Genomic DNA, 24,458 nt, shown 5'->3' on the forward strand with positions numbered 1-24,458 from the left:
GCGATGCCCGATTTTCAGGAAATTCTGTTCAAGCTGTCGATCATGGCCCTGCCGGCCCTGCTCGCCATCACCCTGCATGAGGCGGCCCACGGCTATGCGGCCCTGAAATTTGGCGACCGCACGGCGCAGATGCTGGGCCGTCTGTCGCTGAACCCGCTGCGCCATATCGACCCCATTGGCACCGTCCTCTTGCCCATGACGATGTTCATCTTTACGGGCTTCATGTTCGGCTGGGCCAAGCCGGTGCCGGTGGATTTCCGCAATCTGCGCAATCCCAAGCGGGACATGATCTGGGTGGCCGCCGCCGGACCGGGGGTGAATTTCGTTCTGGCCATCATCTCGGCCCTGCTGCTGCATGTGGCGCCCCTGGCACCGGGGTTCATGGCCGAGTGGGCCGTGAATAATCTGGCGGTATCGTTGCAATTCAATGTGCTGCTGGCTTTGTTCAACCTGATCCCCCTGCCGCCGCTGGATGGCGGGCGGGTGCTGGTTGGCATCCTGCCCATACGCGCCGCCATGGCGGTGTCGCGGATCGAGCCCTATGGCATGGGTATTCTGCTGCTGCTGGTGTTCCTGATCCCGTTTGCGGCGGGCCATGCCGGTTTTGACTTCAACCCGCTCTATATGGTTCTGGCACCCGCCACGGACTGGGTCGTCAATGCCATCGCCGGGCTGACCGGCCTGACATCGTGAGCGATGGGTTCGACGAGAGCCGCCCCGTCGATGAGCCACCCGCCGGTGAGGCGCTGCTGCTGGATATTGACGGGTTCGAAGGGCCCATCGACCTGCTGCTGACCCTGGCGCGCGATCAGAAGGTGGACCTGACCCGCATCTCCATCTTGGCACTGGCCGAACAGTTCCTGGCGTTCGTGGCAGAGGCGCGACGGCTGCGCCTGGAACTGGCGGCGGATTATCTGGTGATGGCGGCGTGGCTGGCCTATCTGAAATCCCGCCTGCTGCTGCCCGATCCGCAGCCCGATGAACCATCGGCGGAAATGCTGGCTGCCGCCCTGACCTTGCAGCTGCAACGGCTGGAGGCCATGCAGGGGGTGGCGGCGCGTCTGATGGCCCGCCCGCGCCTGGGCCGCGACCGCTTCGCGCGCGGGGCGCCCGAAGACCTTCCGATCTTTGCCAAGCACCGCCATGATCTGTCGCTCTATGACCTGCTGAAGGCCTATGGCGATATCTCAGGCCGGCAGGCCCGGCAGTCGCCCTTCACCATTCCGGTAACGGAATTATACTCGATTGAAGAGGCTCTAGCCCGGCTTGAGGCTATGCTGGGCCGCATTCCCGACTGGTCCTATCTCTCCACCCTGCTGCCCGGCGGCTGGCGGGGGGAGGGGGTGAAGGCAAGGTCGGTGCTGGCCAGCAATTTCGTTGCGATCCTGGAATTAGCCAAGGCCGGCAAGCTTGAACTGCGTCAGGATGGGGCCTTCGCCCCCATCCAGCTGCGCGCCCGCCGGGATGGGGAGGGGGGGACGTGACCGATCTTTTCAATGCCGATACCCAATTGGTCCGCCTGCTGGAGGCCATCCTGTTCGCCTCTGCCGATCCGGTGACGGAAGAGGCGCTGCAGGCCCGTATCGGCCCCACGCCCGTGCGGCCCCTGCTGCTGCAACTGGAAAATCTCTACCGCCATCGCGGCGTCAATCTGGTGGCGTCCGGCGGGCGTTGGGCCTTCCGCACCGCCCCCGATCTGGGCGACCAGTTGCGCACGGAGGTGGAGGTGACGGCCAAACTGTCCCGCGCTGCCGTGGAGACGCTGGCCATTGTCGCCTATCACCAGCCCGTGACGCGGGCGGAGATCGAGGCGATCCGGGGTGTGGCAACGTCCAAAGGCACACTGGATATCCTGATGGAGGCGGGCTGGATCCGCCCCGGCCGCCGACGGGAGACGCCGGGCCGTCCCCTGACCTGGGTAACGACACCGCATTTCCTGGATCATTTCGGTCTCGAATCTTTGCGCGACCTCCCCGGTGTGGATGATCTGCGCGCCGCCGGCCTACTCGATAAATCCACGCCCCTGCCCACCCTGCCGGGGCTGGAGGTGGTAAGCGAGTAGGTTTGGGGTATTGCTACTTTTAGCGGATAATATTACCCTCTCTAGCCTCGTAATACGGGAGGGTGTAATATGCGTAACGCGTTATTTCTGGCGGTCCTGTCTGTATCCCTGACGGCCTGTGCCAGTACCGGCGGCAAGCCCACCACGGCCAGCGCACCGCCCGCCCAGACACCGGCGCAGCTTTACGCGGCCTCCCTTTACGAAGCAGCCATCACCAAGCCCTCCACCATCGGTCCCGGTCTGCTGCGCATCGCGCCGGACAATCCCAAGCTGTCCTGGCGCGACGGCCCCAATGGCAGGCAGGTCCTGGTGGCATCCACCATGTCCAGCTACGCCTATGAGAAATATTACAAGGGCCAGACGACGGGTGGGCCGACTGGTTGGGGCCAGATCTGGGTCACCGCCGTACCGCAATTGAAGGAATTCTGTTCGCAGACGCCGGGCGATGCAACCGCCAAGACCGACCGCGTGGTGCAATGGCTGGGCCTGAATCCGGCCAATCCCTATGCCCAGGTGGTGGAGTTGTGGATTGAGGCAGAACAGCTGGTCCGCCCTTGTCCCATCACCGATATTACCGTGGCCACCTGCACCCTGGACACGACCGATCAATGGGGCCCGCCCGCGGTACAGGGGACGGCCACACGGCCCGTCTGTGCGGCGGGTGATGCGCCTTGCGCGGAGAAACAATCCTATTGGGATTGGTTTGCCACCAACATGCGCCTGAACCTAAAGGAGGGTGGGGCGCCCTGGACCCGTTTGGGCTACACGTTCGACTGGAAGCCAGCCAAGGATGGTGGCTTTGCGCGTTATGGCGCGTCAGAATTCGTCATGAAGCCGGGGGCGAAGTACCAGATCCACGCGGCCTATACGCTGGCCGAGTACTGCGCGGCGCCGGGGTCATGAGGGGTGCAATGGTCGTAGGTCAGATCGCGGCGAAAGCCGCGCCCTGACGGAAAAGGCTTTCAATCCATATCTGTCAGGGCTCGCCTTCGGCTCGACCTGACCTACATGCGTGATCAATCCCCCAACCGCCAATCGGCGGGGGCGGGGCGGCGGTCGCCGGCCATGAAGCGACCGCCATAGGGTTCCAGGCACAGATCGACCAGGGCCAGCACCTCTGCCGGGTCATGGTCGCCGAACAGTTCCCCGAACGCGTGCTCAAACGCGCTGGCCAGCATCGGGTCCAGACGCATCAGGGCCTTGGACAGTCCCTTGCCGCTGCCGGTCCAGGCGCCGGCGGCGCGCACGGTGAAATCCGCCAACTCGATATAAAGCCTTGAACCGATGGCCAACTGTTCGGCGGCACTGCGCGGCTGGGCCAGATCGGCGGCAAGGTCGGAGATGGAGTAACGCCGTGTGCGCAACTCCTCCTCCGTCAGCGGCGGGGGGCCACCATCCAGCACGGCCTGCGCCTGCCGCTTCAACTCCTCAATCAGGGCGGGGTCACCGGCGATGGGAAGGCCATTGGCGACCATGCGGGCCAGCGATGGTTTGCCCTGCCTGCGGTCCGCCTCCCAGAAATAGGCCAGCGTGTCCGGGTCGTGCAGGAACAGTTCCACCATCACGCCCTGGCGTTCATGCGTCTCCCGCACCGCCGCCGACATGTGATGATGGATCAGGACGGCGTCGATGTCGGACCCCGGCCCGGCATTGCCCTTGGCCACCGACCCGGCCAGAAAGGCGGCGATGATGTCCGGCTGCTCCGTCCATTCCCGTAGGATGGTGTCAGCCAGATCGATAGTCGGGGTGATCGCGCTCATCAAAGGCTTTCCCGCAGCAATTCCAGCGCCCGTTTCACGGTGGCCAGCCGCACCGCCGCACGGTCCCCGGGGAAGATATGGCGTTCCACCACCGTATCGCCACCCTGTCTGGCCCGCGCGATGAAGACCAGCCCCACCGGCTTGGTCGCCGTGCCCCCTATGGGTCCGGCAATCCCGGTGACGGCGACGGCCACATTGGCGCGGCTATGCGCGACGGCCCCCGTCGCCATCGCGTCCGCCACCGGGCCGCTGACGGCGCCCAGTTCCGCGATCAGCGCAGCCGGCACGCCCAGCATCTCCGTTTTCGCCTCATTGGTGTAGGTGACGAACCCCCGGTCCACCACCGCACTGGACCCCGACACATGTGTCAGACACCCGGCGATCAGGCCGCCGGTGCAGCTCTCCGCCGTGGCCAGCCACCAGCCCCTGGCCACAAAACCATCGCGGATATCCTCGGCCAGTTGCACCAGATCGGGCGGGAACATGGGCCTACTCCAGGATCAGGGGCAGGCGGACGGTGGCGGCGGCCTGTGCGGCGATGCCTTCGCGGCGCCCCGTGAAGCCCAGCCCCTCCGTCGTCGTCGCCTTCACCGACACGCGTGCCGGGTTCAGGCCCAGAATGTCGGCCACCCGCGCCACCATGGCGTCACGGTGCGGGCCGATCTTGGGCCGTTCACAGATGATGGTGATGTCGACATGGGCGATGACACCGCCCTTTTCAGCCACCAGATCCGCCGCATGGCGCAGGAACCGGGCGCTGTCGGCCCCTTTCCATTTCGGGTCGCTGGGGGGAAAGTGCAAGCCGATATCGCCGGCCGAAATGGCGCCCAGGATGGCATCGGTCAGGGCGTGCAGGGCCACGTCTGCATCCGAATGCCCGTCCAGCGTCGCGTCATGCTGGACCGACACGCCGCATAGCCAGACCTGATCGCCGGGCGCGAACTTATGCACGTCAAAGCCGGTGCCCGTGCGCACATCGCCCAGACGGGCCAGGAACAGCTTTTCCGCGCGGGCCAGATCGTCTTGGTTCGTCACTTTCAGATTATCCGGGTCACAGGGCACAAGGGTGACGGGAAGGCCAGCTTCCTCCGCCACGGCGGCATCATCGGTGAGGTTCAGGCCGGCGGCCCGGCGATGGGCCGGCAGGATATCGGCAAAGCGGAATCCCTGCGGCGTCAGCGCCCGCCACAGCGCGGTGCGGTCCACGGTCCCGCCGCTGACGATGCCGGCCCCCGCCACCGTGCCACGCTTCAGCGTATCGGCCAGCGGTGTGGCGGCGATGGCGGCAGGTGCGCTGTCCAGGGCCGCGATGACATCGCTGATCGCCTGCGCATCGATCAGGGGCCGGGCGGCGTCATGGATCAGCACGAGATCGGTCGGGTGTCCGGCCATCGCCTCCAGCCCGTTCAGCACCGAATCCTGCCGTGTCGGCCCGCCCGTAATGGGCGGGGGCAGGTCCAGGCCATCGACCGCCTTGTCATAGAGATCACGGAAGGTCGGATCGATGACGACGCGCACGGCATTGATCTGCGGGTGGCGCAGGAACGCCTCTACCGTACGGCGCAGGATCGGCTGTCCGGCCAGCGCCAGATATTGCTTGGGCAGGTCACCCCCGAAACGCAGGCCGCGTCCGGCGGCGACGATCAGGGCGGTGCAGGTGGGCATGGGGCCACATCTCTTGTCATGGATGACCGGGGCGACCCTAGCGCGGATGCTAGTCCCACGCCAATGGTCTGCTCGACAGGCATGCCATGCCGTGTGAGAGAATTAAAAAGCAATCTGCGCGAGGATTAAATGACGGCCACCTCCCTCCTGTCCGTGTCGCTGCAATTCCCCCTTGTTGTGGAGGATGGCTGGCCACCCGTCGCGGTAGAATCACTACCTTTTCGAGGCGTCGGTGCAGGGTTCCAGGTTCTCGCCCCGCCTCTTTTCATCAGGGGATTGTCAGTCGGCGACATTCTTTCCATCACCATGGGAGCAGACGCTCAAGTGAAGGACTGGCACCATGTCCACCGGTCGGGGCGGTCCACCGTGTGGCTTTTGCAGCTTGCCGCAGACGCTGAGATTGCGAGTGCCCTGAAAGCGTTGAGGAACCTGGGGTGCAACACGGTAGCATCGGACGTAATCGGGGCCTATTCAATCGATGTGCCTGAAACCGTCGCCATCGTGCATGTGGACGCCGTGCTTGAAGCTTTGGATGGGGATACGATCTCCGTCGCCTTTCCATCAATGCGACATCCTGATTGCTGAGGCTGTTCACCCCGCTCCGCCCCCAGGCGAAAACCGCCATGCGGCGGTGAATATTGTGTTTTTACAGACCTGTGTTAAGCTCTGTGCCTAAAATTCATGCATTCGCGAAAATTGCCCAAAGAATGGGCAAATTCGCGACACGAACGTCAAGGTTCAGCGTCCCATGGTCAAGCCGCTTAGCGCCCTTCAGATTGGTCCCGTGCGTATCGACGACCCGGTGATCCTGGCCCCCCTGTCGGGCGTCACCGACATGCCCTATCGCCGGCTGGTCAAGCGTACCGGTGCGGGCCTTGTCGTGTCGGAAATGATCGCCAGCCAGGCCATGATCCGCGCCACCCGCGAAAGCCTGCTAAAGACCGAATGGCACCTGGACGAAGCGCCCATCTCCATGCAGCTGGCGGGGTGTGAGCCCGAGGTGATGGGGGAGGCGGCGAAGCTGAACGTCGATCGCGGCGCCCATATCATCGACATCAATTTCGGCTGCCCCGTGAAGAAGGTGGTGAACGGCTTCGCCGGTTCGGCCCTGATGAAGGATGAGCTGCTGGCCGGACGCATCATGGAGGCGACGGTGAAGGCCGTTTCCGTTCCGGTGACGATGAAGATGCGCAAGGGCTGGGACGCCAACAACCTGAACGCCCCCAACATGGCCCGCATTGCCGAAGAATGCGGGATCAAGATGCTGACTGTCCATGGCCGCACCCGCTGCCAGATGTATAACGGCACCGCCGACTGGAAGTTCATCCGGCAGGTAAAGGAAGCGGTGAATATCCCCGTCATCGCCAATGGCGACATCAACAGCTTTGAGGATGCTGTCCGCTGTCTGGAGGAATCCGGCGCCGACGGCATTATGATCGGGCGCGGCACCTATGGAAGGCCATGGTTCATCGCCCAGGTCATGCATTACCTGCGTACCGGCGTGAAACTGCCCGACCCGCCGCTGGCGGAGCAGATGCAGACCGTCCTGGAACATTACGATGCCATCCTGGCCCATTATGGCATTGATGCTGGCATCAAGATCGCCCGCAAGCATGTCGCCTGGTATTCCAAGGGCATGAACGGGTCCGCCGATTACCGTCACCAGATCATGACCAGCGAGGACCCGGAACAGATGAAGCAGCAGATCATCGCCTTCTATTCCGCGGCACTGGATCGCGGCGTTACCGAACGGATCGCCGCCTGATGGCGCGGATGCCGACGGCCCGCCGCATTGGCGGAGATATCGACCCGACCTCCATCCTGGCCGCCTTGCCCGACCCCGTGATGGTGGTGGATGGCGAGGGCCTGATCCGCTTCATCAATCTGGAAGCCCAGGAATTTTTCGACGTGTCGGCAACGCGCGTCCTGGGCACGAAATTGACGGAACTGATCCCGGAGGACAGCCCCGTCCTGGGCCTTTTGGAACAGGCACGCATCACCCATGCCACCGTCTGTGAATATGGTGTCTCGGTGGAAACGGCGCGCATCGGGCCGCATTCCGTCACCATGCAGGCAGCCCCCCTGGGCGACCCGCCGGATTTTGTGGTGCTGACCATCCATGAACGCTCCATCGCGCGGCGCATCGACAAGCAGTTGAACCATCGCGGTGCCGCCCGCTCGGTCGTCGCCATGGCCGCCATGCTGGCACATGAGGTGAAGAACCCGCTGTCGGGCATCCGGGGCGCGGCGCAGTTGCTGGAAGAAAACGCCAGCGAGGATGACCAGATCCTGACCCGCCTGATCTGTGATGAGGCGGACCGCATCGTGGCCCTGGTCGACCGGATGGAGGTGTTTACCGATGGCCGCCCGCTGGAGCGGCAGGCGGTCAACATCCACGCCGTTCTGGAACATGTGCGCCGCATCGCCCAGACCGGCTTTGCCCGCCATATCCGCTTTGTCGAGAAATACGACCCCTCGCTGCCTGCCGTTCTGGGCAACCGGGACCAACTGGTGCAGGTCTTCCTCAATCTGGTCAAGAACGCGGCAGAGGCCTGCCCGGAGCAGGGCGGTGAGATTCTTTTGACCACCGCGTACCAGCATGGCGTGCGTCTGGCCGTTTCCGGATCGGATAGCCGGATGCAGCTGCCGCTCCTGGTTTGCGTGGGCGATAACGGTCCCGGCATCCCCGAAGATATCCGCGCCAACCTGTTCGATCCCTTTGTTACGACGAAGATGAATGGAACCGGCCTGGGTCTTGCATTGGTCGCAAAGATAATCGGTGACCATGGTGGGGTCATCGACTTTGAAAGCGTACCAAAGCGTACGATCTTCAAGGTCTCCCTGCCAGTCACCGACCAGAACGGTCACGGAGAGGGTGCCTAAAAAATGGGCGCAACCATTCTCGTAGCAGATGATGATCGGGCCATTCGGACGGTGCTGACCCAGGCTTTGGCCCGCCTGGGACATGAGGTGAAGACCACCGGCAACGCCGCCACATTATGGCGGTGGGTGCAGGAGGGGGAGGGCGATCTGGTCATCACCGATGTGGTGATGCCGGATGAGAACGGCCTGGACCTTGTGCCGCGCATCAAGAAACTGCGTCCCGACCTGCGCATCATCGTGATGAGTGCGCAGAACACGCTGCTGACCGCCGTGAAAGCGGCGGAGCGTGGGGCGTTCGATTACCTGCCCAAGCCCTTCGATCTGAAGGATTTGATGGCCATTGTGCAGAAGGCCCTGTCGGCCCCCCTGCCATCGACCCCCGCCGCCCCCGCCCCGGTGGAGGACCCGGAGGAGGAGGCGCTGCCCCTGATCGGGCGGTCGCCGGCCATGCAGGAGATTTACCGCGTCCTGGCCCGCCTGATGGGCACGGACCTGACGGTGATGATCACGGGCGAAAGCGGCACCGGCAAGGAGCTGGTGGCCCGCGCGCTGCACGATTACGGCAAGCGCCGGGGCGGCCCGTTTGTGGCCATCAACATGGCGGCCATCCCGCGCGAACTGATCGAGTCAGAGCTGTTCGGCCATGAAAAGGGCGCCTTCACCGGCGCCACCATGCGCTCAACCGGTCGGTTTGAGCAGGCACAGGGCGGCACCCTGTTCCTGGACGAAATCGGCGACATGCCGCTGGAGGCGCAGACCCGCCTGCTGCGCGTGTTGCAGGAAGGCGAATATACGACCGTCGGCGGGCGCACGCCCATCAAGACCGACGTGCGCATCGTCGCCGCCACCCACCGCGACCTGCGCACCCTGATCCGCCAGGGCCTGTTCCGCGAGGATCTGTTCTACCGCCTGAACGTCGTGCCCATCCGCCTGCCGCCCCTGCGCGAACGCACGGAGGATGTGCCGGCCCTGGTCCGCCATTTCCTGAACCAGGCAGCGCAGCAGGGATTGCCCGCCAAGACGGTGGACAACGCCGCCATGGACCGGCTGAAGCGCTACCGCTGGCCCGGCAACGTGCGCGAGCTGGAAAACATGGTCCAGCGTCTGGCGGCGCTGTATTCGCAGGAAGTGATCAGCCTCGACGTCATCGACACCGAACTGGCCGAAGCCAACCCGGCAGCAGCGCCCGTGCAGGAACCGGTGAATGAGGGCCTGTCGGCGGCGGTCGAACGTCACCTGCGGGAGTATTTCGCCGCGCACAAGGACGGTATCCCGGCGGCGGGCCTCTATGACCGCATCCTGCGAGAGGTCGAACGGCCGCTGTTGTCCCTGTCCTTGACGGCCACACGCGGCAACCAGATTAAGGCGGCGCATATGCTGGGCCTGAACCGCAATACGCTGCGCAAGAAGATCAGGGATTTGGATATACAGGTGGTGCGGGGGTTGAAGTAGCAACACACCCGTCGCCCCTTCCTCGTCATCCCGGCGAAAGCCGGGACCCAGGGGCCACGCGCATCAACAGATGCCGCCGCGATTGCCTTTTCGACCCACGCCCCGTACCCTCATATTCCTTATGACATTAAGGCCGAAGGTCCAGGCCACCATGCGCGAAGTCCAGATCACCGATGCCAAGGCGCATCTGACCCAGTTAATTGACGCGGTGGAGCAGGGTGAGACAGTGGTGATAACCCGCCATGGCCGAGCCGTGGCCCGCCTTGTGCCGGAGCCGGAAAGCCACACAGCGAAAACCCGTCAAACCATGGACGAAATCGCCGCATTTCGACAGACCATGCCGCGCCTGTCACTGGATGATATCCGTCAGGCGCGTCACGAGGGGCACTGCACCTGATGCCGTTCGTGGTGGATGCGTCCGTCGCCGCGACATGGTTGCTGCCTGACGAAGGCAATCCGGTTGCAGATGTCGCTTATCAGCGGTTGCGGACCGATACAGCGTTGGTTCCATCCATCTGGTGGTACGAGATGCGCAATATCTTCATCAGCAACGAACGGCGCCGCCGCATCAGTACCGAGCATACCGCGCGGGCTCTGACGCTCCTGTCGGGTCTGCCGATCAAGGTCAGCGCAATCCCAGACAGTGACAACATCATGGCGCTGGCTCGAAAGCATCGCCTGACCATCTATGATGCCGGCTACCTCGAACTGGCCCAACGTGAAATCATCCCACTCGCCACTTTGGACGATGCGTTGATCAGTGCAGCGGCATCGGAGGGTGTTGCACTGATGCGATAAGGCAATCGGCCAATTGTAGCCTTGAATGTCGGGCGAGTAACCGGCGTCGGCGCTGTCGACACCGAACTAACCGAAGCCAACCCGGCAGCCTCCGTGCAGGAACTTGAGATCAAGGGCCGGTCGGTCGCTTATTGAGTAATTTAATAATCGGAAATTTGGCTGTTTCGCACGGAAAATTCAATCAATTGTCTTATTTTACAAGGATTTGCCGATTGGATAGAGCGAGACAAGCATAAAAGTCGAGGTTTGGATCGTTGGAGAGTTGGCCTTCACTGAGGTCAATTGGAACAGTTAGTGATTGGCTCGTCTTATGCTTTTGTGTAATTTCATTGGCTCGGTGGGTGGAGTATTCGCGGAAACTATCGGGGTCTCCTTGTAGCGCGAGCGCCTGATAATAAGATGACACAATTTGAAATGCTGCTTCTCCAAATAGGACGAAGCGTCTTCCGATCATAACTGATTTCTCTGGGTATTTTTTCTGAATTTCTGTGCGCAGAGTGTTCAGTTCATTTTCTTCATCCGGTAAGCAGTGGTACATAGCGAAGTAATACAGTTGAAAAGCTTCCTCAGAGCCATCTAGGGCCTTTTCAAGGGCTGCGGTAGATGCAAATAAAAGTTGGCGGTTAGAATCTACGGGTTTCTCCTGATTTATTAATTTTCTAAGCGCTTTGAAAATCATAATTCACCTATGCATAATTATTTTTCAAAATGGACGGATATTTTTAGTTGTGAGGCATATTTAATTTATATGTTGGTGCTTATATGCTTGCATCACCATTTGGAGTTTTCAGGTTATGGCGTTTCAGCACCGCCTCAAGAGGTACGGTATCACTGCGCCCTGCCAGCACGTTCTCCAGTTCAGCCCCTGCAAGACGGGCATCTTCTATGTCCTGAAGATGGTCCTCAATGGCTCCATGAAGGTTATCCGGTGTAATCGCCTCGATCATGGCGGCGAGGTCGAGTTCGTCCGTTGGCACCGGTTCAATCACGATCCGCCCCGCCTCTTCCCGGATATCGACGGTGGCATCCATATCCAGCTTTGCGGCGCGCAGGATGGCGGCGGGGATGTGGACGGCGGCGCTGTCGCCCGATTTCTTCATCGTCACCTGCATGGTGAAACTCCATCGGCCTGTGCAAACTTTCAGGCATCCTATCATGGAGAAATGCAGCCCGCCACGGCCCCGGCCCAATGCCGTCCCCCACCACACCCTGTTGCAGCTTTATCACGTTGCGGGCTGGCGTCCGGTGTAGCTTTCTGGTAACAGTGTCTCCCTGGTTCCGATAGCCCAAGGCAGATGCTTTGCCCCGTTCCGGATCGTCACACGCCCGCTTGCCTATCCCCGGTGTCCCCGCATGACGGCAACAGCACCCGGCATTGCGCCCCGGTCGGATGGGCTTTGGCGGCGGTTGGTGCGCTGGTCGCGGGGGCGGCATGTGTCCACCTTGGCCGGTGTCCTGCTGATCATTGCCGCCATTGCCGCCGGGGCTGCCACCTATGCGGCGCTGACGGAGACGCTGCCCGTCGCCATTGATCAGAATACCCTGATGCTGCTGCTGACGCTGGATGGCGTGCTGCTGCTGTTGCTGGGGGCGGTCGTGGCGCGGCGGATTGTGGCGCTGTGGGTGGAGCGGCGCCAAGGTTTGGCGGCGTCGCGGCTGCATATGCGGCTGGTGGCCGTGTTCTCCATCCTGGCGGTGGCGCCGGCCATCATCATGGCCATCTTCTCCGCCCTGTTCTTCTATGTCGGCCTGCAAAGCTGGTTTTCCGACCGGGTGCGGCTGGTGGTGGATGAAAGCCTGGCGGTGGCGGAAGGTTATCTAAAGGAACATCAGCAGACCCTGTCGCGCGATGCCGAGGTGATGCGCAACGATCTGGCCCGCCTGCCGCTCAACATCTATTGGGACCCGCCGCGCTTCCGCCAATATTTCCAGTCACAGGCCCTGATGCGCAATGTGACGGAGGCGGTGATCTTTGACGGCACGGGGCAGGTGACCGCCGTGTTCGGCCTGGGCTTCGCCTTTGATTTCACCACCGTGCATGCCGAGGATCTGGAGCGCGCGCGCAAGGGGGAGGTGGTGCTGATCGTCAGTGAGGGTGGCAACCGCGTGAATGCCATCGTCTTGCTGGATCAGGATTTTGACCGGTTCCTGTTCATTGGCCGCCCGGTGGAAAGCCGGGTGCTGGAACATATGGATGTGACGCAGAGTGCGGTGCAGGAATACCGCCATATGGAGGAGCAGCGGTTTGCGCTGCAGACCCGCATGGCGGTGATCTTTGTGGGCGTGGCCGTCCTGCTGCTGCTGGCCGCCATCTGGGTGGGCCTGAATTTCGCGACATATCTGGTGGCCCCGATCTCCGCCCTGATTGCGGCGGCGGAGCGTATCCGCGCCGGTGACCTGACGGCGCGTGTGCCCGATAGCGGGCTGGAGCCGGAGGATGAGCTGGTCAACCTGTCCCGCGCCTTCAACCGCATGACCAGCCAGCTGGAAAGCCAGCGGTCGGAGCTGGTGGAGGCGAACCGGCAGCTGGACCTACGGCGGCGGTTTACGGAGGCCGTGCTGGCCGGCGTGTCGGCGGGCGTGCTGGGCCTGGACCAGAATGGCCGCATCAACCTGCCCAACCTGTCGGCGGCCAATCTTCTGTCGGTGGGCGATCCGGCATCCCTGATCGGGCGCGACCTGCTGGAGGTGGTGCCGGAACTGGACGAGCTGATGGGCAATATCCGCCGTCGCGGGGGGCGACAGGTGGAGGGACAGGTGCAGATCCGGCGCGGCGGACAGCAGAAAACCCTGCTGGTCCGCGTGGCTGCCGAACTGGTGGCGGGGGAGGTGAAGGGATTCGTCGTAACCTTCGACGATGTCTCCGAACTGATGTCGGCGCAGCGCAAGGCTGCCTGGGCCGATGTGGCGCGGCGTATCGCGCATGAGATCAAGAACCCGCTGACCCCCATTCAGCTGTCGGCGGAACGGCTGCGGCGCAAATACCTGAAGGAAATCACCAGCGATCCCGATACGTTCAAGGCCATGACCGATACGATCGTGCGCCATGTCGATGATATCGGGCGCATGGTGGACGAATTCTCCGCCTTTGCCCGCATGCCGCAGCCGGTGATGAAACCGACGGCCATGCAGGACCTGACACGGCAATCCGTGCTGTTGCAGGCCTCTGCCTACCCGTCGATCAAGTTCCAGTGCGACATGCCCGACGCGCCGCTGGTCGTCACCTGCGACAGCCGGCAATTGGGACAGGCGCTGACCAATCTGTTGAAAAATGCCGGCGAAGCCATCGAAGGCCGGTTGGAGGAAACACCCCACGGTGCCGAAAAGGTGCCGGGTGAAATCACGGCCCGCATCCGGGTGGAGGATGAACGGGTCCTGCTGGCGGTTGAGGATAATGGCAAGGGTCTGCCGCAGTCCGAGGAACGGGACCGGCTGACCGAGCCCTATGTCACCACGCGGGCCAAGGGCACAGGCCTTGGCCTCGCCATCGTGAAGAAGATCATGGAGGACCATGGCGGTGCGATTTTGCTGGAGGATCGGCCGGGCGGTGGCGCCCGTGTCACACTGGTCCTGCCGCGCAACATCGCACCCACGGCCACGGTCGTCCCGGAAATGAACACCGCCGACGCGCGGAGAGGTTGAGAAGACATGGCGCACGACATTCTGATCGTCGATGACGAGGCCGATATCCGCATGCTGATCGCCGGCATCCTGGAGGATGAAGGCATGAAGACGCGGGAGGCGGCGGACGCGGACCAGGCGCTGGCCGCCGTCGCCGCCCGCCGGCCCAGTCTGGTCATCCAGGATATCTGGTTGCAGGGCAGCCGCCTGGACGGGTTGCAGGTTCTGGCCGAGCTGAAGCGCGACCACCCGGACGTGCCCGTCGTCATGATCTCCGGCCATGGCAATATCGAAACGGCGGTCGCGGCCATCAAGAACGGGGCCTATGATTTCATCGAGAAGCCGTTCAAGGCCGACCGCCTGCTGCTGCTGGTCGAACGCGCCATCGAGGCGGCCCGCCTGCGCCGGGAAAACCGCGAGTTGCGGGTCAAGGTCGGGGCCGATTTCGACCTGATCGGCCGGTCGCTGCCCGTGAACCAGTTGCGCCATTCGGTGGAAAAGGTGGCGCCGACCGGCAGCCGCGTCCTGATCTCCGGCCCGCCGGGCAGCGGCAAGGAAGTCGTCGCCCGCATGCTGCACGCCAAGTCGCGGCGCAATGACGGGCCGTTCGTGGCCCTGAACTGCGCCACCATGCGGCCCGACCGGCTGGAGGTGGAACTGTTCGGCACCGAACATGGGTTTGAGGGCGGGGGCCGCAAGGTCGGCACCTTTGAACAGGCCCATGGCGGCACCCTGTTCCTGGACGAGGTGGCGGACATGCCCCTGGAAACCCAGGGCAAGATTGTCCGCGTGTTGCAGGAACAGACGTTTGAGCGGGTGGGCGGCACGTCGCGGGTGGAAGTGGATGTCCGCGTCATCGCGTCCACCAACCGCGACCTGACGGCGGAGATTGAGATCGGGCGCTTCCGCCAGGACCTGTTCTATCGCCTGTCGGTGGTGCCCCTGAAAATGCCGCCCCTGCGGGAGCGTCGGGAAGATATCCCCCTGCTGGCCCGGCATTTCATGCAGCGGACCGCGGAAACGGCGGGCCTGCCGGTACGGGTGTTTGGCGAGGATGCGATGGCGGCGCTGCAGGCCTATGACTGGCCCGGCAATGTGCGTCAGCTGCGCAATACGGTGGAATGGCTGCTGATCATGGTGGCCGCGGACCCGTCAGAGGCCATCCGCGCCGACATGCTGCCGCCCGAGATCGGGGCCATCACGCCCACCGTCCTGAAATGGGAAAAGGGCGGGGAGATCATGGGCCTGCCGCTCCGCGAGGCGCGTGAAGTGTTCGAGCGTGAATATCTGCTGGCCCAGGTCACCCGCTTCGGCGGCAACATCTCCCGCACTGCCAGCTTCGTGGGCATGGAGCGGTCGGCCCTGCACCGCAAGCTGAAATCGCTGGGCGTGCATGGGTCGGACAAGAATGGGTTGAAGCTGGTGGAGTGAGGCCTATGAACCCGGAGAAGGTATGGCGGAAGCTGCAGGCCGGACATTTCGCCAATACCGCATTCGGGGATTTGGTGGCGTTGCTCCATGAGCTGGGATTTGAATTGGATCATATTTCGGGAAGCCATCACATTTTCCGCCATGCCACTTTGGCGGTTCGTGTCAATCTGCAGCCGGATCAGAGTGGTGACGCCAAGACCTATCAGGCGCGGCAAGTGTTGATGGAAGCGAAGGCCAACGGCTTGTCTTTGCGTAGCGGGAGGCAGTAATGGACCATTACCATATCAACGTCTTCTGGTCTGACGAGGATGGGTGCTGGATCGCGGACGTTCCCGACCTGCGGTTCTGTTCCGCCCATGGTGACACGCCCGAAATTGCAGTGCGTGAGGTCCAGGTAGCCATGGACGCGTGGTTGCACTCTGCGCGCAAGCATGGGGACCCCATCCCAACCCCCACCTACCGCCCACAATCAGCCGCCTGACAGGGTATTCTTCATGAAAGTCATCGTTTGCGGCGCGGGTCAGGTCGGGTCCAACATCGCCAGATATCTGGCGTCGGAGGGCAACCATGTCACCGTCATCGACCAGTCGCCGGAACTGATCCAGAAGATCAGCGATACGCTGGACGTCCAGGCCATGGTGGGCTTCGCCTCCCACCCCAATGTCCTGGAGGCGGCGGGGGCGGCGGATGCGGACATGCTGATCGCCGTGACCCTGGCGGACGAGGTGAACATGGTCGCCTGTCAGGTGGCGGCCAGCCTGTTTAATGTACCCACCAAGATCGCGCGCGTGCGTCATCAATCGTACCTTCAGCCGATTTGGCGGGACCTGTTTTCCCGCGAGCATCTGCCCATCGACGTCATCATCTCGCCCGAGATCGAGGTGGCGCGCGCGGTGTCGCGGCGACTGCAGGTGCCGGGCGCCTTCGACATGATCCCCCTGGCCGATGGGCTGGTGAAGGTGATCGGCGTCGTCTGCACCGACAATTGCCCCATCATCAACACGCCCCTGCGGCAGCTGACGGGCCTGTTCCCGGATCTGGCCATCGAAGTGGTGGCCATCATCCGGGGCGACCGGCAGTTCATCCCCGGCGGCAACGATCAGATGCTACCGGGCGACGAGGTTTATTTCGTTGCCGATACGAACCACGTGGCCCGCGCCATGGCCGCGTTCGGCCATGAGGAGCGGCAAGCACGGCGCGTCATCATTGTCGGTGGCGGCAATATCGGCCTGTGTCTGGCCGAAGAGATTGAGCAGAACCAGCCCAGCGTGTCGGCCCGCATCATTGAGGTGGACCGCCGCCGTGCCACCCATGTGGCACAGAAGCTGAAGCGCACCATGGTCCTGCATGGCGACGCCCTGGACCCCGCCATATTGGAGGAGGCCAATGTGGCTGCGTCGGAGACGGTGGTTGCCGTGTCCAACAGCGATGAGGGTAATATCCTTGCCAGCCTTCTGGCCAAGCGCAATGGCTGCAAACGCGCCATCACCCTGATCAACAAGACGACATATCAGCCGCTGGTTCTGCCGTTGGGCATCGATGCAGTTGTCAGCCCCCGGTCGATCACCGTCTCATCGATCCTTCAGCATGTGCGCCGGGGCCGTATCAAGGCCGTGCATTCGCTCCGCGAGAATTTCGCCGAGGTGATCGAGGCGGAGGCGTTGGAAACCTCCACCCTGATCAACACGCCCCTGAAGGATATCCGCCTGCCCTCCGGCATCATCGTTGGCGCCATCGTGCGCGCCGGCAAGGTGATCATCCCGCGCCCGTCCACTGTCATCAAACCCAACGACCGGGTGATCATCCTGGCCGAGGTGGGGCAGGTGAAGAAGGTGGAGAAGATGTTCGCGGTGCGGCTGGAGTTTTTTTAAGACATCCGCTCCCCATCTCTCAACGCCCTGCTGGACCCCGCCCCATGCCCCGCATAGCCTATGTCAATGGCCGCTATCTGCCGCACGGCGACGCCGCCGTCCATATTGAGGATCGGGGGTTTCAGTTCGCTGATGGTGTCTATGAGGTGGTGACCATCGTCGATGGCAAGCTGGCGGATGCCGATGGGCACCTGACGCGGTTGGCGCGGTCATTGAAGGAATTGTCGATCCCCTGGCCGGTGAAGCCCGCAACCCTGCGCTTCATCATGGGCGAAATGGTCCGGCGCAACCGCGCCCGCCATGCCCTGCTTTACATTCAGATCACGCGCGGTGCCGCCCCGCGTGATTTCAAATTCCCGAAGAACCCGGCGCCCACCCTGGTCCTGACCTGCCGCCGTACCGCGTTTCAGCCGGCTTCGACCCTGGAAAAGGGGGTTTCCGTCATCACCATGCCCGATATCCGCTGGCTGCGCCGCGATATCAAATCGACCAGCCTGCTGCCGCAGGTGCTGGGCAAACAGAAGGCGGCGGAAGCCGGCGCGTTTGAGGGCTGGATGGTGGATGGCGACGGGTTCGTTACGGAGGGCTGTTCGTCCAACGCCTGGATCGTCACTGCCGACGGCATCCTGGTGACGCGCCCGCCCGGCAATGAGATCCTGAACGGCATCACCCGCCTGTCCATCCTGGATTGTGCCCGTGACCTGGGCATTGCGTTCAAGGAACGGGCCTTCAGCGTGGCGGAGGCTTATACGGCGCGGGAGGCGTTTGTTTCCAGCGCGAGTACCTTCGCCCTGCCGGTCACCTGCATCGACGGCAAGGCCATCGGTGACGGCCGGCCCGGCCCCCTCTGCCTGCGTCTGCGTCAGGCCTATATGGACCATATCGGTTCCACTGACCCTGTGAGTGCCAAGTGACCATCGATACCCTGTCCCCGCCCTTTGACCGTCTGCCCCGTGCCATCCTGTTCGATTGGGACAATACGCTGATCAGTAACTGGCGCTGCGTTCATGCGTCCGTGAATGCCGCCCTGCGCGCCTTTGGCAAGCCGGAATGGACGCTGGAGGAAAGTTATGGGCGCATCCGCAAATCCCTGCGCGACAGTTTTCCGGAGATTTTCGGGGAGGAATGGCCGCGCGCCCGCGACATTTTCTACGCGCATTTTGAGGCGAACCACCTGACCCATACCGATGTGCTGGACGGGGCGGAGGAGATGCTGCGCACCCTGCATGGCATGGGTATCCGCCTGGGTGTCGTCTCCAACAAGACGGGCCGGTTCCTGCGGGCGGAGGCGGAGATGCTGGGTTGGGCGCCCCTGTTCGATGCGCTGATCGGGGCGACCGATGCGGCGGCGGACAAGCCGGACCCGGCGCCCGTTCACATGGCGCTCAAACCCACAGGCTTTGAACCCGGCCCTGACATCTGGTTCGTGGGCGATGCCGATGTCGATATGGAGATTGCGCACCGGACGGGCCTGACGCCCGTCCTGGTGGGCGATACGCCGCATGTCGGCGACGGGTTGAACCGTTTTCCCCCCGCCATAAGTCTTGAGGGGTGTGCGGCGATTTCATCCTTGGTTAAGCGGATTGCTGCTACCATATCGACGGATGTCCGCACTGTTGGCTGAAAGGGCGATTGTCGGATATCCTGTGCAAACTTGGGCCCCCGTCTGATGGGTGCCCCAATAACCCGAGCATAAGCGAGGCTGCTCCAATGTCAGAAAAATCTCAAAACGTGCAGGACGTGTTCCTGAACCATGTCCGCAAGAGCAAGACCCCGGTGACCGTGTTCCTGGTCAATGGTGTCAAGCTGCAGGGCATCATCACCTGGTTCGACAATTTCTCCGTGCTGCTGCGCCGTGACGCCCATTCGCAGCTGGTCTATAAGCACGCCATCTCGACCGTGATGCCGGCGCATCCGATCCAACTGTTCGATCCGCCGGCCAAGGAGACCGACCACGACTGAGTTGAGTAATCACGAGGGGCGCGGGTCATCCACCCGCGCCCTCGTCCTGCATCCGGTCCTGCCCGAGGACCGGAACGACGCCCGCGGCCCCGAATCCCGCCTGGACGAGGCTGTGGGTCTGGCCGCCGCCATCGACCTTGAGGTCGCCTATGCCCGCGCCATCCGCGTCATCCGCCCGCGCCCGGCTACCCTGCTGGGCACCGGTGCGGTGGAGGAGGTGGCTACCCTGATCAAGGAGGCGGAGATCGGTCTGGTCATTGTTGACCAGTCACTGAGCCCCATTCAGCAGCGCAACCTGGAACGCGATTGGAAGGCCAAGGTCATCGACCGGACCGGCCTGATTCTCGAGATTTTCGGGAAGCGCGCCCGCACGCGTGAAGGTCAGTTGCAGGTGGAACTGGCGGCCCTGACCTATCAGCGCTCCCGGCTTGTCCGTTCCTGGACCCACCTGGAACGCCAGCGCGGCGGCTTCGGCTTTCTGGGCGGTCCTGGTGAAAGCCAGATCGAAATGGACCGCCGCCTGATCAGCGATCGGATCGTGAAGCTGAAAGGCGAGCTGGAGGAGGTGCGCCGCACCCGTGGCCTGCACCGCAAGGCGCGCGAAAAGGTGCCTTATCCGGTGGTGGCGCTGGTCGGCTATACCAATGCTGGCAAGTCGACCCTGTTCAACCGTATGGCCGGGGCGGATGTCTTCGCCAAGGATCTGCTGTTCGCGACGCTGGACCCGACCATGCGGTCGATCATGCTGCCATCGAACCGCAAGATCATCCTCTCCGACACGGTGGGCTTCATCTCCGACCTGCCGCACGGTCTGGTGGAGGCGTTCCGCGCCACCCTGGAAGAGGTGATGGCCGCCGACATCATCCTCCATGTCCGTGATGTTTCGCACCCCGATACCGAGGCGCAGAAGGCCGACGTCGAGTCCGTCCTGAAGGGCCTGGGGATCGAGGTCGATACGGACGAGCGGGTGATGGAGGTCCTGAACAAGCTGGACCGGTTGGGGGAAGAGGATCAGCAGACCCTGCTGCGTCAGGCGCGGCGCAATGGTGGCATCGCCATTTCGGCCCTGACCGGTGACGGGCTGGACACGCTGTTCGATGCCATCGACCGCCGCATGGTGGCGGGGCGCGAGGTGGTGGAATTCGACATCGAGGTCAGTGATGGTGCCGCCATCGCTTGGCTCTATGGCAAGGGCGAGGTGCTGGACCGTCAGGATGACGAGACGCACGCCCGCCTGCGTGTCGGTCTTGATCCCGCCGATCTGGCCCGGTTCCAGGACCGCTTCCCCTATAGTGCGCGTGAACAGGCGCTGGCATCATGAGACTTCCCGATCCCGAAAAGGTGGCCGCCACCATCCGTGACGTGGCGGCCACCGAAATCGTCCCTCGCTTCCGCAGCCTGTCCAAGGCTGACATCAGGGAGAAGGGGCCGGGCGATCTGGTGACCGTGGCGGATGAGGCGGCGGAGCGGGCCTTGACCGCCCGTCTGCCTGATCTGCTGCCGGGATCGCTGGTGGTGGGGGAGGAGGCGTGCGCCGCCGATCCCACCGTCCTGTCGCGCATTGACGCCGGTGATGATCCGGTCTGGATCATCGATCCCGTGGATGGGACCAGCAATTTCGCCAATGGCCGACCGGTCTTCGGCGTGCTTCTGGCTTTGTCTGTCGGCGGGCGCACCGTCGGTGGCTGGATCTATGATCCCATGGGCGACCGGATGGTGATCGCCGAGATCGGGCAGGGTGCCTGGATGGCGGGGGAAAAGCTGCGGGCCTTGCCCGGTGGCCCGGTGCCCAGCCTGCACGGCTCGCTTTCCACCAAGTTTTTCCCACCGGAGGAGAAGAAGCGGATTGAGGCGCTGCGCCCGCATTTCGCTTCCACCTACCGCCTGTTCTGCGCCGCGCACGAATATCTGAACCTGCTGACGGCCAAGGGCCAGTTCGCGCTTTATAATCGCACCATGCCCTGGGACCACGCCGCCGGCGCCCTGGCCTATGCGGAGGCAGGCGGCCATGTCGCGAAATGGGACCGCACGCCGTACAATCCTAGCGACGTCAGCGGCGGCATCCTGCTGGCTGCTGACCAGCAGGTCTGGGAGGATGTTCACGGGCTGGTGTTTCCCGACGTTGCGTAGCGCGGATTAGCGACAGCGTAATCCGCGGTCCAGCCGGTGCCGGGTTTCCGCGGATTACGCTGTCGCTAATCCACGCTACGATTGACCTACGCTTCCGGCGTCCGGTGCACGGCCAGGGCCCCCGGCCCCTGCGTCGTCGGCATGATTTCGACGCGGTTCACATTGAAGTGTGGCGGCAGCGTCGCTGTCCAAGTCACTGTTTCAGCGACATCTTCAGCCGTCAGCGGCACCGTGTCGGCATAGACCTTGGATGCCCGTTCCGCATCGCCCTTGAAGCGCACCAGACTGAAATCTGTCTGCACCATGCCTGGCTCAACGCAGGTGACGCGCACGCCGGTGCCGATCAGATCGGCACGCAGCGACAAGCTGAACTGCGTCACGAAGGCCTTTGACGCGCAATAGACATGGCCGCCCGGATAGGGGTAGGAACCGGCGGTGGAGCTGATATTGATGATATGGCCGTGGCGGCGTTCCACCATGCCGGGCAGGATCAGGCCCGTGATGATGGCCAGTGCCTTGTCGTTGGTGTCGATCATCACCTCCCAATCATCCAAATCGGCCTTGTAGGCGGGGTCCGCCCCCAGCGCCAGACCGGCATTGTTGATCAGCAGGTCGATATCGCGGAAATCCGCCGGCAGGGCGGCCAATTCCGCCTCCACCGCCTTGCGGTCCCGCACATCGAATTTCATCAGGTGAACCGGCGTCTTGATGTCCCCCAGCAAGTCATTGAACTTGCTGAGATCGCGCCCCGTCAGGATCAGTTTGGAACCCAGTGCCGCAAAGCGGCGGGCGAAGGCGGCCCCGAAGGCACCGGTGGCGCCGGTGATCATCACCACCTTGGGCGCGTAAGGAACGTTGGTCATCATCTGCTCTCCGGTCCTCAAGATCAGGACTTGCGTTCAGTTTGCTTTGCCTCAACCCACAGCGCTTCCATCTCGTCCAGGGTCGAGGTTTCCGGCATTTTGCCTTGTTTGCCAAGGGCCTGCTCGACGAAGCGGAACCGCCGGTCGAACTTGTAATTGGTCCCGCGCAGGGCCGTTTCGGGGTCAATCTCCAGCCGGCGGGCAAGATTGACCAGCGCGAACAGCAGGTCGCCCAACTCATCCTGAACCCGTGCCTTCTCCTGCTGACGCGCCTTGATCTCGGCCCGCAGTTCCCCGATCTCTTCCTCGATCTTGTCCAGGATCTCTTCGGCCTGGGTCCAGTCGAAGCCGACACGGGCCGCCCGCTTTTGCAGCTTTACGGCGCGCGTCAGGGCCGGCAGGCCAGGCGTGATACCGTCCAGGGCGGAGGGCGGTACGCCACTGTTGGCCGCCTTCTCCGCTCGCTCCCGCGCCTTCAGTTCTTCCCAGTGCTTGACCTGATCGTCGGCGGTATTGACCGAGACCTCACCGAAAACATGGGGATGGCGGCGGATCATCTTGTCGGCGATATGGCCGGCGATGGCGTCGAAATCGAACAGGCCGCGTTCCTTGCCCATCTGGGCATAGAACACCGTTTGGAACAGCAGGTCGCCCAACTCATCCTTCACGGCCATCATGTCGCCCGATTGGATGGCGTCCGCCACCTCATAGGCTTCTTCAATGGTGTGCGGGGCGATGGTGGCGAAATCCTGCTCCAGATCCCAGGGGCAGCCGCCATCCGGGTCGCGCAGCTTCGCCATGATATTCAGAAGGCGGGTGGTATTGTCCGTCATCGCACCGCATCCATAATCGGGTCTGACGCGACCTTATCGGACAGGACGTGGTGATGCCAGGGGGCGGCATGAATTGGCCCCATGCGTCACACGGGATCACAGCGCCCGGACAAACCCCTGTTCCCCGCCTTCCGTCATTCCCGCCGGCTCCCATCCCTGACGGCGATAGAAGGTATCGGCGCGGGTGCCGGGTCCGGTGGACAGGTGCGCCTGCGTCCAGCCGCCAGCCTTCAGATCGTCCAGGGCATAGGGCAGCAGTGCTTTGCCAATGCCGCGCCCCTCCGCCGCCGGATCGGTGAACAAGGCCCAGATGCTGCCATCGCGCGGATCGGCCGCCGCGAAGCCATGAATGCCCGTCTCATCCTCAAACAGCCAGATGCGGCTGACCGCCAGGAATTCCTGATAGGCAGAGGCCGGCACCCGTGACGGATCATTCAGCCGGTTCTCCTGCACGGCGGCGCGGATACGCATCAGGGCGGGGATATCGGTATCGGTGGCAGTGCGGATCATGGGTCACATCAGCTGAATTGGGCCGGGGTAGAGGGCGACGGTCTTGTCGGCGGTCAAGCCGGTGTTATGATAACAGGAAGCTACCTTTTCGTCTTACCGGCGGAAGCCCATAGGCGCTAATTTAACCTCTTGCACCAAGGTGCTTTCCCCGCGAAAGCGGGGATCCAGGGGGGCCAAGCGACTGCGCATCGGTGCTTTTGGCCCCTGGGCCCCCGCTTTCGCGGGGGAGGCAGGGAAGATGCAAACCCCTAACTTACGCGCCTATGGGGTTTCGCCGGGAAGACGAAGAAAATGTGATTTCAGTCAGCGGAAACATGCTTCGGCAGGATCAAGAAGGTCTTATCCCCTTGCCGTAAAACATCGCCTCAATCTCTTCCCACCCCATTTCGTCGAAGTCGTCCGGAACCGTGTAACGCCCTTGCAGGAATCCCAACCGCCGCTGCGGTTTGTTCGCTGGTTCCAGCGGGATGACCTTGACCAGCGGCTTGCCGGCGTCGGCGATGATGAACTCATCGCCCTTTGCGGCTTCCGCCACCAGTTGGGTCAGGTTTGAGCGGGCTTCCTGGATCGTGACCGTCCGCATCTTGGCCTCTCCGCCATTCGATACAGGTCTATTC

28 protein-coding genes are annotated in these 24,458 nt (G+C 63.0%); 19 read left to right on the plus strand and 9 right to left on the minus strand.

Going from position 1 to position 24,458, the window contains the following annotated elements; genetic code table 11:
• Positions 1-3 precede the first annotated feature (3 nt).
• The 4 genes from ACODSP_RS02265 to ACODSP_RS02280 all read left to right on the plus strand — a co-directional run bounded on the left by ACODSP_RS02265 (position 4) and on the right by ACODSP_RS02280 (position 2,965).
• On the plus strand, positions 4-693 hold the full coding sequence (locus tag ACODSP_RS02265) for a site-2 protease family protein (RefSeq protein ID WP_488964008.1): 690 nt from the start codon (positions 4-6) through the stop codon (positions 691-693).
• Positions 687-1,484: a segregation and condensation protein A gene (locus tag ACODSP_RS02270; protein WP_488964041.1), complete on the plus strand. Its 798-nt coding sequence runs from the start codon at positions 687-689 to the stop codon at positions 1,482-1,484. Before ACODSP_RS02265 ends, ACODSP_RS02270 begins: the two co-directional genes overlap by 7 nt.
• Entirely contained in the window at positions 1,481-2,062 is a 582-nt protein-coding gene (gene scpB / locus ACODSP_RS02275) for an SMC-Scp complex subunit ScpB (protein ID WP_488964009.1), read from the plus strand. Before ACODSP_RS02270 ends, scpB begins: the two co-directional genes overlap by 4 nt.
• 69 nt (positions 2,063-2,131) lie before the next feature.
• Complete coding sequence (locus ACODSP_RS02280; protein WP_488964010.1) at positions 2,132-2,965, plus strand: hypothetical protein; 834 nt, start codon at positions 2,132-2,134, stop codon at positions 2,963-2,965.
• 113 nt (positions 2,966-3,078) lie between these two features.
• Here the strand turns inward: ACODSP_RS02280 and ACODSP_RS02285 are convergent, their stop codons facing one another.
• The 3 genes from ACODSP_RS02285 to ACODSP_RS02295 are packed head-to-tail and all read right to left on the minus strand — an operon-like array spanning position 3,079 to position 5,487.
• Positions 3,079-3,822: a nucleotidyltransferase domain-containing protein gene (locus tag ACODSP_RS02285; protein ID WP_488964011.1), complete on the minus strand. Its 744-nt coding sequence runs from the start codon at positions 3,820-3,822 to the stop codon at positions 3,079-3,081.
• Complete coding sequence (locus ACODSP_RS02290; RefSeq protein ID WP_488964012.1) at positions 3,822-4,307, minus strand: CinA family protein; 486 nt, start codon at positions 4,305-4,307, stop codon at positions 3,822-3,824. The genes ACODSP_RS02285 and ACODSP_RS02290 overlap by 1 nt, the downstream gene beginning before the upstream one ends.
• A gap of 4 nt (positions 4,308-4,311) precedes the next feature.
• A complete protein-coding gene (locus ACODSP_RS02295; protein WP_488964013.1) occupies positions 4,312-5,487 on the minus strand; it encodes a bifunctional 2-C-methyl-D-erythritol 4-phosphate cytidylyltransferase/2-C-methyl-D-erythritol 2,4-cyclodiphosphate synthase in 1,176 nt (391 codons plus the stop codon).
• Between the two features lie 129 nt (positions 5,488-5,616).
• Here ACODSP_RS02295 and ACODSP_RS02300 point away from each other — a divergent pair, with 129 nt between their 5' ends.
• The 6 genes from ACODSP_RS02300 (at position 5,617) to ACODSP_RS02325 (ending at position 10,620) form a co-directional block, all read left to right on the plus strand.
• Positions 5,617-6,072 carry a DUF4265 domain-containing protein gene (locus tag ACODSP_RS02300; RefSeq protein ID WP_488964014.1) on the plus strand — a complete coding sequence of 152 codons (456 nt, stop codon included), beginning with the start codon at positions 5,617-5,619 and terminating at the stop codon, positions 6,070-6,072.
• Between the two features lie 163 nt (positions 6,073-6,235).
• Entirely contained in the window at positions 6,236-7,252 is a 1,017-nt protein-coding gene (gene dusB / locus ACODSP_RS02305; protein WP_488964015.1) for a tRNA dihydrouridine synthase DusB, read from the plus strand.
• Complete coding sequence (locus ACODSP_RS02310) at positions 7,252-8,370, plus strand: two-component system sensor histidine kinase NtrB (RefSeq protein ID WP_488964016.1); 1,119 nt, start codon at positions 7,252-7,254, stop codon at positions 8,368-8,370. Before dusB ends, ACODSP_RS02310 begins: the two co-directional genes overlap by 1 nt.
• A 3-nt stretch (positions 8,371-8,373) precedes the next feature.
• Positions 8,374-9,822 (plus strand): nitrogen regulation protein NR(I), encoded by a 1,449-nt coding sequence (gene ntrC / locus ACODSP_RS02315; RefSeq protein ID WP_488964017.1) that lies wholly within the window; start codon positions 8,374-8,376, stop codon positions 9,820-9,822.
• 151 nt (positions 9,823-9,973) lie between these two features.
• On the plus strand, positions 9,974-10,219 hold the full coding sequence (locus tag ACODSP_RS02320) for a type II toxin-antitoxin system Phd/YefM family antitoxin (protein ID WP_488964018.1): 246 nt from the start codon (positions 9,974-9,976) through the stop codon (positions 10,217-10,219).
• The gene (locus ACODSP_RS02325) at positions 10,219-10,620 is read left to right on the plus strand and encodes a type II toxin-antitoxin system VapC family toxin (protein ID WP_488964019.1); all 402 of its coding nucleotides are present in this window, start codon (positions 10,219-10,221) and stop codon (positions 10,618-10,620) included. Before ACODSP_RS02320 ends, ACODSP_RS02325 begins: the two co-directional genes overlap by 1 nt.
• Before the next feature lie 190 nt (positions 10,621-10,810).
• On the opposite strand, the gene ACODSP_RS02330 is transcribed toward ACODSP_RS02325, so the two are convergent.
• Both ACODSP_RS02330 and ACODSP_RS02335 read right to left on the minus strand, forming a co-directional pair.
• The gene (locus ACODSP_RS02330; protein ID WP_488964020.1) at positions 10,811-11,299 is read right to left on the minus strand and encodes a hypothetical protein; all 489 of its coding nucleotides are present in this window, start codon (positions 11,297-11,299) and stop codon (positions 10,811-10,813) included.
• A gap of 79 nt (positions 11,300-11,378) precedes the next feature.
• A complete protein-coding gene (locus ACODSP_RS02335; RefSeq protein WP_488964021.1) occupies positions 11,379-11,732 on the minus strand; it encodes an AbrB/MazE/SpoVT family DNA-binding domain-containing protein in 354 nt (117 codons plus the stop codon).
• Positions 11,733-11,973: 241 nt separating this feature from the next.
• Here ACODSP_RS02335 and ACODSP_RS02340 point away from each other — a divergent pair, with 241 nt between their 5' ends.
• The 9 genes from ACODSP_RS02340 (at position 11,974) to ACODSP_RS02380 (ending at position 21,635) form a co-directional block, all read left to right on the plus strand.
• Positions 11,974-14,262, plus strand: coding sequence for a sensor histidine kinase NtrY-like (locus ACODSP_RS02340; protein ID WP_488964022.1), 2,289 nt, complete (start codon positions 11,974-11,976; stop codon positions 14,260-14,262).
• A 6-nt stretch (positions 14,263-14,268) separates the two neighbouring features.
• The gene (gene ntrX, locus ACODSP_RS02345) at positions 14,269-15,672 is read left to right on the plus strand and encodes a nitrogen assimilation response regulator NtrX (protein ID WP_488964023.1); all 1,404 of its coding nucleotides are present in this window, start codon (positions 14,269-14,271) and stop codon (positions 15,670-15,672) included.
• Between the two features lie 5 nt (positions 15,673-15,677).
• Positions 15,678-15,941 carry a type II toxin-antitoxin system HicA family toxin gene (locus ACODSP_RS02350; RefSeq protein WP_488964024.1) on the plus strand — a complete coding sequence of 88 codons (264 nt, stop codon included), beginning with the start codon at positions 15,678-15,680 and terminating at the stop codon, positions 15,939-15,941.
• Between the two features lie 225 nt (positions 15,942-16,166).
• Positions 16,167-17,543: a Trk system potassium transporter TrkA gene (gene trkA / locus ACODSP_RS02355; protein ID WP_488964025.1), complete on the plus strand. Its 1,377-nt coding sequence runs from the start codon at positions 16,167-16,169 to the stop codon at positions 17,541-17,543.
• Positions 17,544-17,587: 44 nt separating this feature from the next.
• Positions 17,588-18,457: a D-amino-acid transaminase gene (locus ACODSP_RS02360; protein WP_488964026.1), complete on the plus strand. Its 870-nt coding sequence runs from the start codon at positions 17,588-17,590 to the stop codon at positions 18,455-18,457.
• Complete coding sequence (locus tag ACODSP_RS02365) at positions 18,454-19,167, plus strand: HAD family hydrolase (RefSeq protein WP_488964027.1); 714 nt, start codon at positions 18,454-18,456, stop codon at positions 19,165-19,167. The genes ACODSP_RS02360 and ACODSP_RS02365 overlap by 4 nt, the downstream gene beginning before the upstream one ends.
• Positions 19,168-19,253: 86 nt before the next feature.
• Positions 19,254-19,505, plus strand: coding sequence for an RNA chaperone Hfq (gene hfq / locus ACODSP_RS02370; protein WP_054167448.1), 252 nt, complete (start codon positions 19,254-19,256; stop codon positions 19,503-19,505).
• Between the two features lies 1 nt (position 19,506).
• Positions 19,507-20,826, plus strand: a complete 1,320-nt coding sequence (hflX, locus tag ACODSP_RS02375) for a GTPase HflX (protein WP_488964028.1) — start codon at positions 19,507-19,509, stop codon at positions 20,824-20,826.
• On the plus strand, positions 20,823-21,635 hold the full coding sequence (locus tag ACODSP_RS02380; RefSeq protein WP_488964029.1) for an inositol monophosphatase family protein: 813 nt from the start codon (positions 20,823-20,825) through the stop codon (positions 21,633-21,635). Before hflX ends, ACODSP_RS02380 begins: the two co-directional genes overlap by 4 nt.
• Before the next feature lie 86 nt (positions 21,636-21,721).
• Here ACODSP_RS02380 and ACODSP_RS02385 read toward each other — a convergent pair whose 3' ends face one another.
• From ACODSP_RS02385 to ACODSP_RS02400, 4 genes are all read right to left on the minus strand, one after another.
• Positions 21,722-22,501 carry an SDR family NAD(P)-dependent oxidoreductase gene (locus tag ACODSP_RS02385; RefSeq protein WP_488964030.1) on the minus strand — a complete coding sequence of 260 codons (780 nt, stop codon included), beginning with the start codon at positions 22,499-22,501 and terminating at the stop codon, positions 21,722-21,724.
• 20 nt (positions 22,502-22,521) lie between these two features.
• Positions 22,522-23,331 carry a nucleoside triphosphate pyrophosphohydrolase gene (mazG, locus tag ACODSP_RS02390; protein ID WP_488964031.1) on the minus strand — a complete coding sequence of 270 codons (810 nt, stop codon included), beginning with the start codon at positions 23,329-23,331 and terminating at the stop codon, positions 22,522-22,524.
• A gap of 96 nt (positions 23,332-23,427) precedes the next feature.
• Positions 23,428-23,841: a GNAT family N-acetyltransferase gene (locus ACODSP_RS02395; RefSeq protein ID WP_488964032.1), complete on the minus strand. Its 414-nt coding sequence runs from the start codon at positions 23,839-23,841 to the stop codon at positions 23,428-23,430.
• Positions 23,842-24,169: 328 nt separating this feature from the next.
• Positions 24,170-24,424, minus strand: a complete 255-nt coding sequence (locus ACODSP_RS02400) for a type II toxin-antitoxin system Phd/YefM family antitoxin (protein WP_488964033.1) — start codon at positions 24,422-24,424, stop codon at positions 24,170-24,172.
• Positions 24,425-24,458 lie beyond the last annotated feature (34 nt).

The sequence above is a fragment of the Niveispirillum sp. FG156 genome (genome assembly GCF_057809555.1).

Bases quoted from the DNA above. Each gene is read 5' to 3' on its own strand.
- ACODSP_RS02265 (WP_488964008.1), top strand. From the start codon at position 4: ATGCCCGATTTTCAGGAAATTCTGTTCAAGCTGTCGATCATGGCCCTG.
- ACODSP_RS02280 (WP_488964010.1), top strand. From the start codon at position 2,132: ATGCGTAACGCGTTATTTCTGGCGGTCCTGTCTGTATCCCTGACGGCC.
- ACODSP_RS02285 (WP_488964011.1), bottom strand. From the start codon at position 3,822: ATGAGCGCGATCACCCCGACTATCGATCTGGCTGACACCATCCTACGG.
- ACODSP_RS02290 (WP_488964012.1), bottom strand. From the start codon at position 4,307: ATGTTCCCGCCCGATCTGGTGCAACTGGCCGAGGATATCCGCGATGGT.
- ACODSP_RS02295 (WP_488964013.1), bottom strand. From the start codon at position 5,487: ATGCCCACCTGCACCGCCCTGATCGTCGCCGCCGGACGCGGCCTGCGT.
- ACODSP_RS02300 (WP_488964014.1), top strand. From the start codon at position 5,617: ATGACGGCCACCTCCCTCCTGTCCGTGTCGCTGCAATTCCCCCTTGTT.
- dusB (WP_488964015.1), top strand. From the start codon at position 6,236: ATGGTCAAGCCGCTTAGCGCCCTTCAGATTGGTCCCGTGCGTATCGAC.
- ACODSP_RS02310 (WP_488964016.1), top strand. From the start codon at position 7,252: ATGGCGCGGATGCCGACGGCCCGCCGCATTGGCGGAGATATCGACCCG.
- ntrC (WP_488964017.1), top strand. From the start codon at position 8,374: ATGGGCGCAACCATTCTCGTAGCAGATGATGATCGGGCCATTCGGACG.
- ACODSP_RS02320 (WP_488964018.1), top strand. From the start codon at position 9,974: ATGCGCGAAGTCCAGATCACCGATGCCAAGGCGCATCTGACCCAGTTA.
- ACODSP_RS02325 (WP_488964019.1), top strand. From the start codon at position 10,219: ATGCCGTTCGTGGTGGATGCGTCCGTCGCCGCGACATGGTTGCTGCCT.
- ACODSP_RS02330 (WP_488964020.1), bottom strand. From the start codon at position 11,299: ATGATTTTCAAAGCGCTTAGAAAATTAATAAATCAGGAGAAACCCGTA.
- ACODSP_RS02335 (WP_488964021.1), bottom strand. From the start codon at position 11,732: ATGCAGGTGACGATGAAGAAATCGGGCGACAGCGCCGCCGTCCACATC.
- ACODSP_RS02340 (WP_488964022.1), top strand. From the start codon at position 11,974: ATGACGGCAACAGCACCCGGCATTGCGCCCCGGTCGGATGGGCTTTGG.
- ntrX (WP_488964023.1), top strand. From the start codon at position 14,269: ATGGCGCACGACATTCTGATCGTCGATGACGAGGCCGATATCCGCATG.
- ACODSP_RS02350 (WP_488964024.1), top strand. From the start codon at position 15,678: ATGAACCCGGAGAAGGTATGGCGGAAGCTGCAGGCCGGACATTTCGCC.
- trkA (WP_488964025.1), top strand. From the start codon at position 16,167: ATGAAAGTCATCGTTTGCGGCGCGGGTCAGGTCGGGTCCAACATCGCC.
- ACODSP_RS02360 (WP_488964026.1), top strand. From the start codon at position 17,588: ATGCCCCGCATAGCCTATGTCAATGGCCGCTATCTGCCGCACGGCGAC.
- hfq (WP_054167448.1), top strand. From the start codon at position 19,254: ATGTCAGAAAAATCTCAAAACGTGCAGGACGTGTTCCTGAACCATGTC.
- ACODSP_RS02380 (WP_488964029.1), top strand. From the start codon at position 20,823: ATGAGACTTCCCGATCCCGAAAAGGTGGCCGCCACCATCCGTGACGTG.
- ACODSP_RS02385 (WP_488964030.1), bottom strand. From the start codon at position 22,501: ATGATGACCAACGTTCCTTACGCGCCCAAGGTGGTGATGATCACCGGC.
- mazG (WP_488964031.1), bottom strand. From the start codon at position 23,331: ATGACGGACAATACCACCCGCCTTCTGAATATCATGGCGAAGCTGCGC.
- ACODSP_RS02395 (WP_488964032.1), bottom strand. From the start codon at position 23,841: ATGATCCGCACTGCCACCGATACCGATATCCCCGCCCTGATGCGTATC.
- ACODSP_RS02400 (WP_488964033.1), bottom strand. From the start codon at position 24,424: ATGCGGACGGTCACGATCCAGGAAGCCCGCTCAAACCTGACCCAACTG.